Source organism: Cupriavidus sp. C3SS-1 (genome assembly GCF_057073755.1).
In genome coordinates, this window is record NZ_CP172699.1 from 2,367,787 (window position 1) to 2,382,543 (window position 14,757).

At 66.2% G+C, this 14,757-nt stretch carries 12 protein-coding genes; 5 read left to right on the plus strand and 7 right to left on the minus strand.

All coding sequences use genetic code 11. The features are described from left to right. Positions 1-30: 30 nt before the first annotated feature. Entirely contained in the window at positions 31-2,391 is a 2,361-nt protein-coding gene (locus ACIGJC_RS10990) for a UvrD-helicase domain-containing protein (RefSeq protein WP_483708803.1), read from the minus strand. A gap of 649 nt (positions 2,392-3,040) precedes the next feature. Between ACIGJC_RS10990 and ACIGJC_RS10995 the strand changes: the two genes are divergently transcribed. Then, a complete protein-coding gene (locus ACIGJC_RS10995; RefSeq protein WP_483708804.1) occupies positions 3,041-5,908 on the plus strand; it encodes a valine--tRNA ligase in 2,868 nt (955 codons plus the stop codon). Between the two features lie 111 nt (positions 5,909-6,019). Continuing rightward, positions 6,020-6,916: a UTP--glucose-1-phosphate uridylyltransferase GalU gene (gene galU, locus ACIGJC_RS11000; protein ID WP_483708805.1), complete on the plus strand. Its 897-nt coding sequence runs from the start codon at positions 6,020-6,022 to the stop codon at positions 6,914-6,916. A 76-nt stretch (positions 6,917-6,992) separates the two neighbouring features. Here the strand turns inward: galU and ACIGJC_RS11005 are convergent, their stop codons facing one another. The 6 genes from ACIGJC_RS11005 to ACIGJC_RS11030 all read right to left on the minus strand — a co-directional run bounded on the left by ACIGJC_RS11005 (position 6,993) and on the right by ACIGJC_RS11030 (position 11,327). Next, the gene (locus tag ACIGJC_RS11005) at positions 6,993-7,220 is read right to left on the minus strand and encodes a sulfurtransferase TusA family protein (protein ID WP_071014635.1); all 228 of its coding nucleotides are present in this window, start codon (positions 7,218-7,220) and stop codon (positions 6,993-6,995) included. A 27-nt stretch (positions 7,221-7,247) separates the two neighbouring features. Continuing rightward, the gene (locus ACIGJC_RS11010) at positions 7,248-7,832 is read right to left on the minus strand and encodes an NUDIX domain-containing protein (protein ID WP_483708806.1); all 585 of its coding nucleotides are present in this window, start codon (positions 7,830-7,832) and stop codon (positions 7,248-7,250) included. Positions 7,833-7,896: 64 nt separating this feature from the next. Beyond that, entirely contained in the window at positions 7,897-8,931 is a 1,035-nt protein-coding gene (locus ACIGJC_RS11015; protein ID WP_483708807.1) for a threonine aldolase family protein, read from the minus strand. Between the two features lie 28 nt (positions 8,932-8,959). Continuing rightward, positions 8,960-9,148 carry a 4-oxalocrotonate tautomerase gene (locus ACIGJC_RS11020; RefSeq protein WP_483708808.1) on the minus strand — a complete coding sequence of 63 codons (189 nt, stop codon included), beginning with the start codon at positions 9,146-9,148 and terminating at the stop codon, positions 8,960-8,962. A gap of 54 nt (positions 9,149-9,202) precedes the next feature. After that, a complete protein-coding gene (locus ACIGJC_RS11025; RefSeq protein WP_483708809.1) occupies positions 9,203-9,976 on the minus strand; it encodes a class II aldolase/adducin family protein in 774 nt (257 codons plus the stop codon). Positions 9,977-10,067: 91 nt separating this feature from the next. Beyond that, a complete protein-coding gene (locus ACIGJC_RS11030; protein WP_483708810.1) occupies positions 10,068-11,327 on the minus strand; it encodes a YbfB/YjiJ family MFS transporter in 1,260 nt (419 codons plus the stop codon). 144 nt (positions 11,328-11,471) lie between these two features. On the opposite strand from ACIGJC_RS11030, the gene ACIGJC_RS11035 reads away from it, so the two are divergent. The 3 genes from ACIGJC_RS11035 to ACIGJC_RS11045 all read left to right on the plus strand — a co-directional run bounded on the left by ACIGJC_RS11035 (position 11,472) and on the right by ACIGJC_RS11045 (position 14,692). Continuing rightward, on the plus strand, positions 11,472-12,365 hold the full coding sequence (locus ACIGJC_RS11035) for a LysR family transcriptional regulator (RefSeq protein WP_483708811.1): 894 nt from the start codon (positions 11,472-11,474) through the stop codon (positions 12,363-12,365). A 93-nt stretch (positions 12,366-12,458) separates the two neighbouring features. After that, complete coding sequence (locus tag ACIGJC_RS11040) at positions 12,459-13,916, plus strand: NfeD family protein (RefSeq protein ID WP_483708812.1); 1,458 nt, start codon at positions 12,459-12,461, stop codon at positions 13,914-13,916. Between the two features lie 2 nt (positions 13,917-13,918). After that, positions 13,919-14,692: a slipin family protein gene (locus ACIGJC_RS11045; protein WP_483708814.1), complete on the plus strand. Its 774-nt coding sequence runs from the start codon at positions 13,919-13,921 to the stop codon at positions 14,690-14,692. The last annotated feature ends 65 nt before the right edge of the window (positions 14,693-14,757 follow it).

A 14,757-nucleotide genomic window follows, 5' to 3' on the forward strand; every position in this document is an offset into this window, starting at 1 on the left:
CCCCTGAATCCGCCACGAAGCCGGCCCCGCTCAGTTGATCGGGTCCAGCTTCGCCACCGCCAGGGCCAGCCACTTGGTGCCGTGGCGCTTGAAATCGATCTGGGCGCGGGCATCCGCGCCATCCCCTTCCAGCGCCTTGATCTTGCCCTCGCCAAACTTGGTATGGAAGACCTGCTGGCCGACGCGGAAGCCCGTGCCGGCCTCGCGCTTGGCATCGGCGTAGCCGTTGCCGGTGTCCATGCCGCCGGTGGGCTTGTTGCCGGAGTACGGGACATCCTCGGGCTTGCGGAACCAGTCGCGGCCCCACGCGGTGTCGCGTTCCTGGCGGCTGACGCCGCCATAGCCCTGCTGCTGCGGCGTCAGCCACTTCAGCGCGCCATCGGGCAGTTCCTCGAAGAAGCGCGAGCGCACGTGGTAGCGCATCTGGCCGTGCAACACGCGGCTTTGCGCAAAGGACAGGTACAGGCGCTCGCGCGCACGCGTGATCGCCACGTACATCAGGCGACGCTCTTCCTCCAGCCCGTCCGGCTCCATCGCGCTGTTTTCATGCGGGAACAGGCCTTCTTCCAGTCCCGTGATAAACACCACGTTGAATTCAAGGCCCTTGGCCGCATGCACGGTCATCATCTGCACCGCGTCCTGGCCGGCCTGGGCCTGGTTGTCGCCGGCCTCCAGCGAAGCGTGGGTCAGGAAGGCCACCAGCGGCGTCATCACCACCGGCAGCGCTTCGGGGTCGAGCACCTGCTGCGCCTGATCGCCGTCGGCGAGTTGCGGCACGGCCTGGGCCACGCGCGATTCGAAGCCGACCGGGATCACCGCGGCCAGCGCGTCGAGCCCGTAGCCTTCCTCCACGACAAACGCCTGCGCCGCGGTCACCAGTTCCTGCAAATTCTCGATGCGGTCCTGGCCTTCCTTCTCGCCCTGGTAATGCGTGATCAGGCCGCTGGTGTTGGTCACGTACTCGACCACCTCGGCCAGCGTCATGCGCCGCGTCTCGGCGCGCATCTGCTCGATCAGGCGGACGAATGCTGCCAGCTTGCTGCCCGCCGCGCCGGCCACATAGGCCACGGCCTCTGACAGAGAACAGTTGTACTGGCGGGCGGCGTCCTGAAGTTGTTCGAGCGAGCGCGCGCCAATGCCGCGCGCGGGGAAGTTCACCACGCGGCCGAAGGCAGCGTCGTTGCGGGGGTTCTCCAGCAGTTGCAGGTAGGCCAGCGCGTGCTTGATTTCGGCGCGCTCGAAGAAGCGCAGGCCGCCGTACACTCGGTACGCGATACCGGCCGAGAACAGCGCATGCTCGATCACGCGCGACTGCGCGTTGCTGCGGTAGAGGATCGCGATTTCCGAGCGGCTCATGCCCTGCGCGATCTGGTCGCGGATCTCCTCGATCATCCACGCCGCCTCCTGCTGGTCCGAGCCGGCCTGGAATACGCGCACCGGCTCGCCGTGGCCGGCATCGGTGCGCAGGTTCTTGCCCAGGCGGCGGGCATTGTGCGAGATCAGGTGGTTGGCAGAATCGAGAATATGGCCGTGCGAGCGGTAGTTCTGCTCCAGCTTGATCATCTTGCGGACGCGGAACTCGTGTTCGAAGTCGCGCATATTGCCGACGTTCGCGCCACGGAACGCGTAGATGCTCTGGTCATCGTCGCCCACGGCGAACACCGCGGCCGGATTTTGCGTGCCGTGGCCGGCCAGCAGCTTGAGCCACTGGTACTGCAGCACGTTGGTGTCCTGGAACTCGTCCACCAGCACATGGCGGAAACGGTGCTGGTAATGCTGGCGGATGGCGTCGTTGTAGCGCAGCAGTTCGTAGCAGCGCAGCAGCAGCTCGGCAAAGTCCACCACGCCTTCGCGCTGGCACTGCTGGTCGTAGGCTGCGTAGAGGTCGACGAAGCGGCGGTTGAAGTCGTCGTTGGCCTCTACGTCGGCCGGGCGCAGGCCTTGTTCCTTGGCGTTGTTGATGAAGTACTGGAGGTTCTTGGCGGGGTACTTCTCGTCGTCGACATTGAGGGCTTTTAGCAGCCGCTTGAGGGCTGAAAGCTGGTCCTGGCTGTCGAGGATGGCAAAGGTCTGCGGCAGGCCGGCATCGCGGAAATGCGCGCGCAGCATGCGGTTGCAGAGGCCGTGGAACGTGCCGATCCACATGCCGCGCGTGTTGATCGGCAGCATGGACGACAGGCGCGTTTGCATTTCCTTGGAGGCCTTGTTGGTGAAGGTCACTGCAAGGATGCCCGCGGGGGATACGCGTCCGTTCTGGATCAGCCAGGCGATACGCGTGGTCAGCACGCGCGTCTTGCCGCTGCCCGCGCCGGCCAGGATCAGGGCCGGCTCGTCAGGTAGCGTGACGGCGGCGAGTTGTTCGGCGTTCAGGTTGGCGAGCAGGTCGGACATCAGGGATGTTCTGATTAGGCGGATGGGTGGTTGGTTGTTTACGGGTCTGGGCTCGTGGAGGCGCTGCGGTTCCGCCGGCGTAGCGGGCGGGTCACTTTTTGTCCAAGCGACAAAAAGTAACCAAAAAGCGCGTTTACCGGCGGGCATGCCCGATAAAGCCACCTCCTTCGAAACCGCTACTCTCTGAGTGGTCCCCACTGGAAAGGGCGGAGCAATTCGACGCCGCAGCGACAACTCTCGGTGGAAAGACTCGAAGAGGCCGAGGCTGCCTCACCCGAGAGCATCCACCGGGGGCCACTCCCAGCTCAGCGATTTCGAAGGAGGTGGTCCCTACGAGCTTGGGCTTGTGCCCGCCGGTAAACGCGTTTTTTGGCTCGGACAAAAAGTGACTCGCCGGCTACGCCGGCGAAACAGCAGCTATTGCCAAGCACGCCAAGGCCAGTCCAACCCCAAAACCCGCCACACAATCAAATTCAAACCCCAAATTATACCGACCCCCCACCCCGCGAAGCGAACGAATTCCTCCCCGTCCGGCGACGTTCCGTATAATTTGGGGTTTTACTGGCGCAATGCACAATGCCCCCGCCAGCCGCAGGCCTAGCGCACCCCGCCTGCGACATGCCCCGACGCAAAACCTCGACATCCCAGCATGACCGCCCAAGACCAATCCCTTGCCAAGAGCTTCGAACCCGCCGCCATCGAGGCGAAGTGGGGCCCCGAGTGGGAGAAGCGCGGCATCGCCCAGCCGACGTTCGACCCGGCCAAGCCTGATTTCGCCATCCAGCTGCCGCCGCCCAACGTGACCGGCACGCTGCACATGGGCCATGCCTTCAACCAGACCATCATGGACGGCCTGACCCGCCATGCGCGCATGCTGGGCGCGAATACGCTCTGGGTGCCGGGCACGGACCACGCGGGGATCGCCACGCAGATCGTGGTCGAGCGCCAGCTCGAAGCGCAAGGCGTATCCCGCCACGACCTGGGCCGCGAAAAATTCACCGAGAAAGTCTGGGCCTGGAAGGAAGAGTCGGGTTCGACCATCACCCGCCAGGTGCGCCGCATGGGCGCGTCGATCGACTGGACCCGCGAGTACTTCACCATGTCGCCCGACATGTCGAAGGCGGTCACCGAGGTCTTCGTGCGCCTGCATGAACAGGGCCTGATCTACCGCGGCAAGCGCCTGGTGAACTGGGATCCGGTGCTGGGCACCGCCGTGTCGGACCTGGAAGTCGACAGCGTCGAGGAAGAAGGCTTCCTCTGGCATATCCGCTACCCGCTGGTCGAGGCCGACGCCAAGGGCGGCCTGACGCACCTGACCGTCGCCACCACCCGCCCCGAAACCATGCTCGGCGACGTGGCCGTCATGGTCCATCCCGAGGACGAGCGCTACGCCCACCTGATCGGCAAGGAAGTGGAACTGCCGCTGACCGGCCGCCGCATCCCCGTGATTGCCGACGAATACGTCGACCGCGAATTCGGCACCGGCGTGGTCAAGGTGACGCCGGCGCATGACTTCAACGACTACGCCGTCGGCCAGCGCCACAATCTCCCGCAGATCTCGATCCTCACGCTGGACGCCAAGATCACTGCCGACGCGCCCGGCCACTATGCCGGCCAGGATCGCTACGACGCGCGCAAGGCCATCGTCGCCGACCTCGACGCCCAAGGCCTGCTGGTCGAGACCAAGAAGCACAAGCTGATGACGCCGCGCAGCGAACGCACCGGCAGCGCCATCGAACCGATGCTGACCGACCAGTGGTTCGTCGCCATGAGCAAGCCGGCGCCGGAAGGCACCTTCCACCCGGGCCGCTCGATCGCCGAAGTGGCGCTCGACGCCGTGCAAAGCGGCGAGATCAAGCTGGTGCCCGAGAACTGGAACAGCACCTACAACCAGTGGCTGGCCAATATCCAGGACTGGTGCATCTCGCGTCAGCTGTGGTGGGGCCACCAGATCCCGGCCTGGTACGACGACGCCGGCAACTGCTTCGTCGCGCGCACGGAAGAAGAAGCGCTTGCCAAGGCCAAGGCCGCCGGCAGCACCGGCGCGCTGCGCCGCGAGGAAGACGTGCTCGACACGTGGTTCTCGTCGGCCCTGGTGCCGTTCTCCTCGCTGGGCTGGCCCGAGCAAACGCCCGAACTCAAGCACTTCCTGCCGTCGTCGGTGCTGGTGACCGGCTACGACATCATCTTCTTCTGGGTGGCGCGCATGGTCATGATGACCAAGCACTTCACCGGCCAGGTCCCCTTCCATACCGTCTACGTGCACGGCCTGGTGCGCGACTCGGAAGGCAAGAAGATGAGCAAGTCCGAGGGCAACACGCTCGACCCGGTGGACCTGATCGATGGCATCGACCTCGACACGCTGCTGAAGAAGCGCACCACCGGCCTGCGCCGCCCGAAGGACGCACCGAAGATCGAGAAGAAGACGAAGAAGGAATTTCCCGAAGGCATCCCCGCCTTTGGCGCCGATGCGCTGCGCTTCACCTTTGCCTCGCTGGCGACGCTGGGCCGCAACATCAATTTCGACACCGGCCGCTGCGAAGGCTACCGCAACTTCTGCAACAAGCTGTGGAACGCCACGCGCTTCGTGCTGATGAACACCGAAGGCCATGATTGCGGCATGGGCCCGTGCAACAACGACTGTGGCCCGGACGGCTACCTGCACTTCTCGCAGGCCGACCGCTGGATCGTGTCGCTGCTGCAGCGCGTGGAAGCCGAGGTCGAAAAGGGCTTTGCCGAGTACCGTTTCGACAACGTCGCCAACGCCATCTACAAGTTCGTCTGGGACGAGTACTGCGACTGGTACCTGGAACTGGCCAAGGTGCAGATCCAGACCGGCACGGAAGCCCAGCAGCGCGCCACGCGCCGCACGCTGCTGCGCGTGCTGGAAACCGTGCTGCGCCTGGCGCACCCGATCATCCCGTTCATCACGGAAGAGCTGTGGCAAAAGGTCGCGCCGCTGGCCGGCCGCGCCAAGGGCGATGGCAGCGAAAGCCTCGCGCAGCAGGCCTACCCGCTGCCGGCCATGGCGAAGATCGATGAAGCCGCCGAGCAATGGGTGGCGCAGCTCAAGGCCATGGTGGACGCCTGCCGCAACCTGCGCGGCGAAATGAATATCTCGCCGGCCCAGCGTATTCCGCTCTATGCGCATGGCGACAACGCCTTCCTGCGCGAGGCCAGCGCGCACATCCAGGCACTGGCGAAGCTATCCGAGGTGCGCATCTTCGAAGACGACGCCACCCTGCAGACCGAAGGCGCCGGCGCGCCGGTAGCCATCGTCGGTGGCAACCACCTGCTGCTGAAGATCGAGATCGACGTTGCCGCCGAGCGCGTGCGCCTGTCGAAGGAGATCGAGCGCATCGCCGGCGAAATCGGAAAGTGCCGTGGCAAGCTGTCGAACGAGAGCTTTGTCGCCAAGGCGCCGCCCGCCGTGGTGGCACAGGAAACCCAGCGCCTGACCGATTTCGAACAGACGCTGGTCAAGCTCCAGGACCAGTTGCAGCGCCTGCCGGCCTAAACTATTTGAGGGTGCATCGGCCTCTGTTCCGGCTTGCGTCGGACAGAGACCGACAGACGGGCCCCGCACGATCCGGCACGGTTATAAATCGAAACCGAAGGAATACCAGACATGGAAAATCGCGTTACCAAGGCCGTCTTCCCGGTCGCGGGCCTGGGCACCCGTTTTCTGCCGGCCACCAAGGCCAGCCCCAAGGAAATGCTGCCCGTGGTCGACAAACCGCTGATCCAGTACGCGGTGGAAGAAGCCATGGCCGCCGGCATCACCGAAATGATCTTCGTCACCGGCCGCTCCAAGCGCGCCATCGAAGATCACTTCGACAAGGCCTTCGAGTTGGAAGTGGAGCTTGAGGCCAAGAACAAGCAGGCGTTGCTCGATGTGGTGCGTTCAATCAAGCCCGCCAATGTGGAGTGCTACTACGTGCGCCAGCCCGAAGCGCTGGGCCTGGGCCACGCCGTGCTGTGCGCCGCGAAGCTCGTGGGTGAAGCCCCGTTCGCGGTGATGCTGGCGGACGACCTGATCGACGGCACCCCGCCGGTGATGAAGCAGATGGTGGACCTGTACAACCACTACAACTGCTCGGTGCTTGGCGTCGAAGAGATCGCCCCGGAACAAAGCCGCTCCTATGGCGTGGTCGATGGCCGCGAATGGGACGAAGGCGTCATCAAGATGTCGGGCATCGTCGAAAAGCCGGCGCCGGAAGAGGCCCCGTCGAACCTCGGCGTGGTCGGCCGCTACATTTTGACGCCGCGCATCTTCGACCACCTGCGCGAACTGAAGCCGGGCGCGGGCGGCGAGTTCCAGCTGACTGACGCGATCCAGTCGCTGCTGAGCCAGGAACAGGTACTGGCCTACCGCTACCAGGGCACCCGCTACGACTGCGGCAGCAAGCTCGGCTACCTGAAGGCGACCGTCGAGTACGCGCTGAAGCACCCCGAAGTCGGCACGGGCTTCCGCGACTACCTGGAACACCGCGGCACGTACCTGGCCGACGGCACGGCGGCCTGACAACAGGTCGGCACGCGCCAGTAAAAAAGCCGCCCTTGGGCGGCTTTTCTGCTTTCCGGCCGTCTGGCCGCAGCGTTCAGCGGCGGCGCATGTAGAACACGAACACCTTGTCGACTTCCTGGTGCGACAGCAATTCGTTGCCGGTCTGCTTGGCAAACGCCTGGAAATCGCGCGTGGCGCCGGGGTCGGTGGCCAGCACCTTGAGCACCTCGCCGCTGGCCATGTCGGCCAGGGCCTTCTTGGTACGCAGGATCGGCAGCGGGCAGTTCAGGCCGCGCGCATCCACTTCTTTCTGGAACTCCATTCCTCTCTTCCTTGCTTTTATCAGTCTTCAGACCCGGTATTGTAGCGAACCGCTCAGGACGCTGAAGTCACTCGGCTGGCGCGGGTCGGGGATGTCTTCGCCCGTGCGGCGATCGAAGAAGCGTACCGGATACCCTCGGGCGTGCAGCCAGTCGGCCACCGCGAACCCGGTGCCGGCGGACCAGATGCGCATTTTTTCGGGCGCCACCAGCTTGTACTCGGCCAGTTCTTCGGACAGTGCGATATTGCCGCTCGCCTTCACGTGATAAGCGATGATCAGCTCGTTCTTGCGCATGAACTCGTAAACGCCGATCAGCGACACGGCTTCGGTGTCGAGATTCGTTTCTTCCTTGAGCTCGCGCGCCACGCCAAGCTCGGGGGTCTCGTCACGCTCCAGGAAGCCGGTGACCAGCGCGAACATCTGTTCCGGCCACGCCGCATTGCGCGCGAGCAGCAGCTTGCCTTCGTACTCGACCACCGCGGCCAGCACCGGCAGCGGGTTGTTCCAGTGCACGAAGCCGCAGTCCGACTGGACACAGGCGTGGCGTTCGCGCCCCGACAGCGGCAGCACCTCGAGCGGCGCGCCGCATTGCGGGCAGAATCGGTATTGCATCAGGGGCTCCTGGGTGTGTCTCGTTATGTGCTACCGCCCGGTATCTTACGCCTGCCGGCTCGTTTCAGCAGGCGGCGCAGGCCGCGCGCAGATCGGCCGCCAGGGCCTCGACGGTCTCCGGCTGCAGGTCCCACGCGCACATGAAGCGGCAGCCGCCCGCGCCGATGAACGTATAGAAGCGCCAGCCTTTCGCGCGCAGCGCTTCGATCGCCGGCAATGGCAGCTCGGCAAACACGGCATTGGACTCGGTCGGAAACATGATGCGCACACCGGGAATGTCGGCGATGCGTGACTGCAGCAGTTGCGCCATGGCGTTGGCGTGGCGGGCGTTCGACAACCAGACATCGTTTTCCAGCAGCCCGAGCCACGGCGCCGAAATGAAACGCATCTTCGATGCAAGCTGCCCGGCTTGCTTGACGCGATAGGCAAAGTCCTCGGCCAGGCGCCGGTCGAAGAACACCACCGCCTCGCCCACCGGCAAGCCGTTCTTGGTGCCGCCGAAGCACAGCACATCGACGCCGGCGCGCCACGTGATCTCCGACGGATGCACGCCGAGCGAGGCCACAGCGTTGGCGAAACGCGCGCCGTCCATATGCACGCGAAGCTGCCGGCGCTTGGCGATGGCGGCAATCGCGCGCACCTCTTCCACCGTATAGACCGTGCCGACCTCGGTGGACTGCGTCAGCGACACCACCTTGGGCTTCGGGTAGTGGATGTCCGAGCGCCGCGTAACCAGCGCCTCGACCGCATCGGCCGTGAGCTTGCCGTTCTCGCCCGGCGCGGTCAGCAGCTTCGAGCCGTTGGAGAAGAACTCCGGCCCGCCGCACTCGTCGGTCTCGATATGCGCCAGCTCGTGGCAGATGACCGAATGGTACGACTGGCACAGCGCCGACAACGCCAGCGAATTGGCCGCGGTGCCGTTGAAGACGAAGAACACTTCGCAATCGGTCTGGAACAGGTCGCGGATCCGGTCGCAGACTTTTTGCGTCCAGGAGTCGTCGCCGTAGGCCTGTTCATGGCCGGTGCCGTTGGCCTCCAGGAAATACTTCAGGGATTCCGGGCAAAAGCCGGCGTAGTTGTCCGAGGCGAAATGCTGCATGGTCATCTGGGCTATGGCGTATCGAGGATTACGGCTTGTCGGACCACAGCTCGCCGCCGGTGGCCCAGTTCTCGCGCTTGACGTCGGTGATGATGATGTCGACCGCCGAAGCGGTGCAGCCCAGCGTCTCGCAGGTGACGCGCGTCACGGCCTCGACGAATTTGCGTTTCTGCTCGACGGTGCGGCCTTCAAACATCTCTACGTGGAAAGTCGGCATGGATGGCTCCTTGTGTTGTCTTTGCGTGTAGTGGGATCGGGTGAACAGGGACGATCAGTCCCGATATGAGGGATCGATTCTATCGAGTTTGCGCAGCAGCGCCGGCCACTCCAGCATGCCTTCGATGGCTCCGTTGTCGTAGAGCTGTTCGGACGCCTTGTCGGCCACGCCAGGCGCAGGCCGCACCAGCCGGCCGCCAGCCTGTGCACCGATCTGGATCTCGCAGGCCTTGATCAGCGTCGCCATCAGCACATAGGCTTCGGCGACGGTGCGGCCGACGGTCAGTGTGCCGTGATTACGCAGCAGCATGGCCTGCTGCTGGCCCAGCGATGCCGTCAGCCGCGAACCCTCCGCCGGCGAGAACGCGAGCCCCTCGTAGTCGTGGTACGCAATGCGGCCATGGAAGCGCATGGCATGCTGGGACAACGGCAGCAGCCCCTCCGCCTGCGCGGAGACGGCAATGCCAGCGGTGTTGTGCAGGTGCATGACGCACATGGCGTCCGCACGCGCCACATGAACGGCGCCGTGCAGCGCGAAGCCGGTCACGTTGACCGGATGCAACGTTTCGCCGACCACCTCGCCGCGGCCATTGATCTTGACGAGGTCCGAGGCGCGGATCTCCTCGAAGGCGAAGCCGAACGGATTGATCAGGAAGTGATCCGGCTCACCGGGCACCGTGGCCGAAATGTGCGTGTAGATCAGGTCATCCCAGCCCTGCAGGGCCGACAGCCGATAGGCGGCGGCCAGGTCTACACGGACGCGCTGCTCTTCTGGCGTGGTGGGACTGGGTGCGCCGGCGGCACGCGCCGGCTGCAATGAAAAAGACATGGGGGGTCGCTCCAGCGCCGCCCGGTGTTCGTGGTGCCGGTGTGGTCCCGGCTTGGTGAATCTGGGAATCCGCAAAAGGGCGGCGAAGGCGTTACTGTAGCGCAGTCTGCCGCGGCGCCTGCATCGGCCATGCGCGGCACATCCAGACGAACACCACGGCACCGGCCAGCAAGGCGGCCGAGGCGCAGGCGAGCGAGCTGGCAAAGCCGCCCGATCGCGCCACCAGCGCTGTCGCCAGCGGCGGCCCGGCGATCTGCCCAAGTCCGTAGGACGCGGTCATCAGGCCCATCAGGCGGGGCGCCTGCGGCCCCCACAAACGGCGCGCCTCGCGCATCGCAAACGACACCAGCGCGGTGAATGGCAGGCCCGCGAGCAGGCTGCTGACGGCAAATCCGGCAACCGTCGGGAACACCACGGCGATCGCGACGCCCAGCGCCTGCATGGCGTAGGACCACGCAAGCAGGCGGCGGTTATCGTGTGCCATGCCGACGCGCGTGGCCAGGAACGCGCCGATCGACACACCAGCCCCGAAGACCGGCCAGAACAGGTCGGCCCACACCGAGCCGGGCATTGCCTGCCGCGCGATCACGGGCAGGAAGGTCGCGGTGATGATGTAGCCGAATCCGGCCAGGCCATAGGCCAGCGTCAGCGCCCAGGCCTCGCCGCCGAGCCGCGCGCCATGGGCAGGATGGGTTTCCGGGCGCGTGGCGTCAGCATGCGGCGCACCGTCGCCGGGGGTGAAGATGCGCCATACCGCCAGCACCAGCACGGCGGCCATCACCGTGAAGGCGATCCACCCCGCCACCGCATGCCAGCCGGCGCCGACCATGGCAAACACCGAGACGCCCGTGACCACGATGCCGAGGCCCGGCCCGCAGAAGATCAGCCCGCCCAGCGCCGGCTGCCCTAGTTCCGCGAGCCGCTGCATGCACCAGCCCGCGGTGTAGACCATGACCAGCGCACTCGCTACGCCCGCGGCCGCGCGCCACAGCGACCACGCCGGCATGCCGCCCGGCAGTGCCATGCCGAGTGTCAGCAAGACCGTGGCCACCAGCCCGAGCCGGACCATGCGCGCCGGATCGGGCCGGATGAACAGGCAGACCGCGGCGCCCACGAAATAGCCGATGTAGTTCAGCGTGGCCAGCCAGCCGCCCTCATGCAGGGTGACCGTGCCGTCGCGCAGCATCATCGGCAGCAGCGGCGTGAAGGCGAAGCGGCCGATTCCCATGACCACGGCCAGCGCGGCCAGCCCGGCCAGCGCAATTGCCCAGGCTCCCGGCTCGCGCCGCACCCGGTGCGCCTCGGCGCCGGTCGCCGGTGTCGGGCTCAGCTTGATATTCGCATGGGGCATGTCGTCGTTCCCTGTGTCGCGGCCGGTGGCAAACCCGCCTGGATTCACCTATGCTACGCCTTGACGATCATCTTCAAAAATGAATTATTTAGATGCCGCTCATCTTCATTTGAGATGACTGGAGAGACCCCCATCGGAGCCGCCATGGACCTCGCCACGCTTGAAATCTTCCGCACGGTGGTGGAGGCAGGCGGCGTCACGCGCGCCGCCGAACGCCTGCACCGCGTGCAATCCAACGTCACCACGCGCATTCGCCAGTTGGAGGAATCGCTCGGGGTCGAGCTGTTCCTGCGCGACGGCAAGCGCATGGTACTCACGCCGGCCGGGCAGACGCTGTTCGACTACGCCTGCCGCATGCTGCGCCTGGCCGAAGAGGCGCGCCACGCGGTGCTGCCGTCGCGCCCGCACGGACGACTGCGCATCGCGTCGATGGAAAGCACCGCCGCCAGCCGGCTGCCAGCCATACTGGCCGCCTATCACCAGGCCTGGCCGGAGGTCCGGCTCGAGCTGGTCACGCTCACGACCCGCCAGGCGTTCGAGGCACTGGAGCGGTTCGACGCCGACTGCGCCTTCGTGGCCGAGCCGCTCGACAACCCTGCGCTGGCATCGCGGCCCGCTTTCGAGGAGGAGCTTGTCGTGATCGCGCGCGCCGGCCACCGCCCGATCCGCAGCGCCGCCGACCTGGAAACCGCCACGCTGCTTGGGTTCGAGCCGGGCTGCAATTACCGCGCGCGGCTCGAAGCCTGGCACGCGGCGGGCGGCGGCGCGCCGCCTCGCGTGCTGGAACTCGGGTCCTACCACACCATCGTCGCCTGCGCGGCGGCGGGCATCGGCGCCGCCATCGTGCCGCGCTCGGTGCTTGGCCTGTATCGAGACCTGCCCGCCATCAGCGTGCACGGGCTGGGCGACGCTGGCCGCGTGCGCACGTTGCTGGCCTGGCATCCGGCCATGGCCAGCGCGGCGCTCGACGCGCTCGTCCAGGCCCTGCCGGTGCCTGGCGCACCGGCCAGCAACCCACCCCTGCCCGCTGCGGCCTGATTCAACGGGCCCGGCGCAGGCGTGCAGGATGTGCCCGGTCGCCTACACTGAATGTGGCGCCACCATGGCACCCCCTGTGCCACGCCCTTTGCGATGAGATTCGCCATTGCGCGCCTCGCGCACCCATGGCTTTATATCGGATTGCTCCTGGCCGGCTTCGCGCTCGCGGTGCTGGCAGCGGCGCCGCCCGGCCCTGTCCCGGCCACGGCCGGCGCAGGTGCCGGTCCCGTGTATGTCATTCCGCTCAAGGGCGCCATCGGCCCGGCCAGCGCGGGCTTCGTGATGCGCGGCATGGAACGCGCGCGCCAGGGCAACGCCCAGCTTGTCGTGCTGGAAATGGACACGCCCGGCGGGCTCGACCTGTCGATGCGCGAGATCATCCAGGCGATCCTGGCCTCGCCCGTGCCGGTGGCCAGCTATGTCTTTCCCGGTGGTGCGCGTGCCGCGAGCGCCGGCACCTACATCCTGTACGCCAGCCATATCGCGGCGATGGCGCCCGGCACCAATCTGGGCGCGGCCAGCCCCGTGCAGATCGGCATCGGCGGCCCACAGAAGCCGGAGGCGCTCCCCACCCCCTCGCCGGCCTCGTCGCCCGCCAGCGAGCCCGCGGCACAGGACACCATGACTCGCAAGCAGATGCACGATGCCTCGGCCTACATCCGCGGCCTCGCGCAATTGCGCGGCCGCAATGCCGAATGGGCCGAGCGCGCGGTGCGCGAAGCCGTCAGCCTGTCCGCGAACGAAGCCGTGGCGCAGCACGTGGCGGACATGGTGGCCACGGACCTGCCCGATCTGCTCCGCCAGGTAAACGGCAAGCGCGTGACAGCGGCAGGCGCCGAGCGCGCGCTGCAGACCAGCCACGCCACGATCGTCACGCTTGAACCCGACTGGCGCAGCCGCTTCCTGGCCGTGATCACCGACCCCAGCGTGGCGCTGATCCTGATGATGATCGGCATCTACGGCCTGATCTTCGAATTCTCGACACCCGGCATGGTCGTGCCCGGCGTGGCCGGCGCCATCTGCCTGCTGGTCGCGGCGTTCGCCCTGCATATGCTGCCGGTCAACTATGCGGGGCTGGGGCTGATCGCGCTGGGCATCGGCTGCATGGTGGCCGAGTTGTTCCTGCCCTCGTTCGGCACGCTGGGCGTGGGCGGCATCGTCGCGTTTGCCTTTGGCGCCGTCATGCTGATCGACACCGAGGTTCCTGGATTCGGCGTGCCGATCGCCCTGATCGCCACGCTGTCGGCCATATCGGCCCTGTTCCTGCTCGGCATGTCGGCCATGCTGCTGCGCGCGCGCCGGCGGCCCGTGGTCAGCGGCGCCGATACCCTGGTGGGCAGCCGCGGCGAAGTGCTCGACGACCTGCATGAGGAAGGTTGGGCCCAGGTGCGCGGCGAGAACTGGCGGGTGCGCAGCGCGAGGCCGCTGGCGCGCGGCACGCCGGTGCTCGTCACCGCACGGCACGGCCTGCTGCTCGAGGTGGTCGCAGCTGGCAACGCCCCGCCGCGCGTTGCGCCGCCCAACCAACCGGTGCCAGACAAGGGAGCCTGACCATGGCCTACGGATTCAGCTTCGGCGGTGTGATCTTCCTGCTGGCATTGCTGGTGATCATGGCGTTCCGCGTGCTGCGCGAATATGAGCGCGGCGTGGTGTTCATGCTCGGGCGCTTCTGGCGGGTCAAGGGTCCGGGACTGGTACTGCTGATTCCGGCCGTGCAGCAGATGGTCAGGGTGGACCTGCGCACCGTGGTGATGGACGTGCCCCCGCAGGATGTGATTTCGCGCGACAACGTTTCAGTGAAGGTCAACGCGGTGGTCTACTTCCGCGTGGTGGATCCCGAGCGCGCCATCATCCAGGTGGCAAACTTCCTCGAGGCCACCAGCCAGCTTGCGCAGACCACGCTGCGCTCGGTGCTGGGCAAGCATGAGCTGGATGAAATGCTGGCCGAGCGAGAGAAGCTCAATCTCGACATCCAGCAGGCGCTGGATGCGCAGACGGACGGCTGGGGCATCAAGGTGTCCAACGTCGAGATCAAGCACGTCGACCTGAACGAAACCATGATCCGCGCGATTGCACGTCAGGCCGAGGCCGAGCGCGAGCGGCGCGCCAAGGTGATCCATGCGGAAGGCGAGCTGCAGGCTTCGGAGAAATTGCTGGAGGCTGCCCGGATGCTGTCACGCCAGCCTCAGGCCATGCAGTTGCGGTATCTGCAGACGCTGACGCAGATTGCGGGGGACAAGAGTTCGACCATTGTGTTTCCGCTGCCGATGGATTTGTTGTCGGCGTTGATGGGCAAGACGGCGGCGGATTCCGAGGGGCGGGGCTAGCTCAAACCCGGGCTCGTGGTGCGGGAGGCGTGCCGCAGGCCAGTTCCAAAAGCGACAAAAAGGCG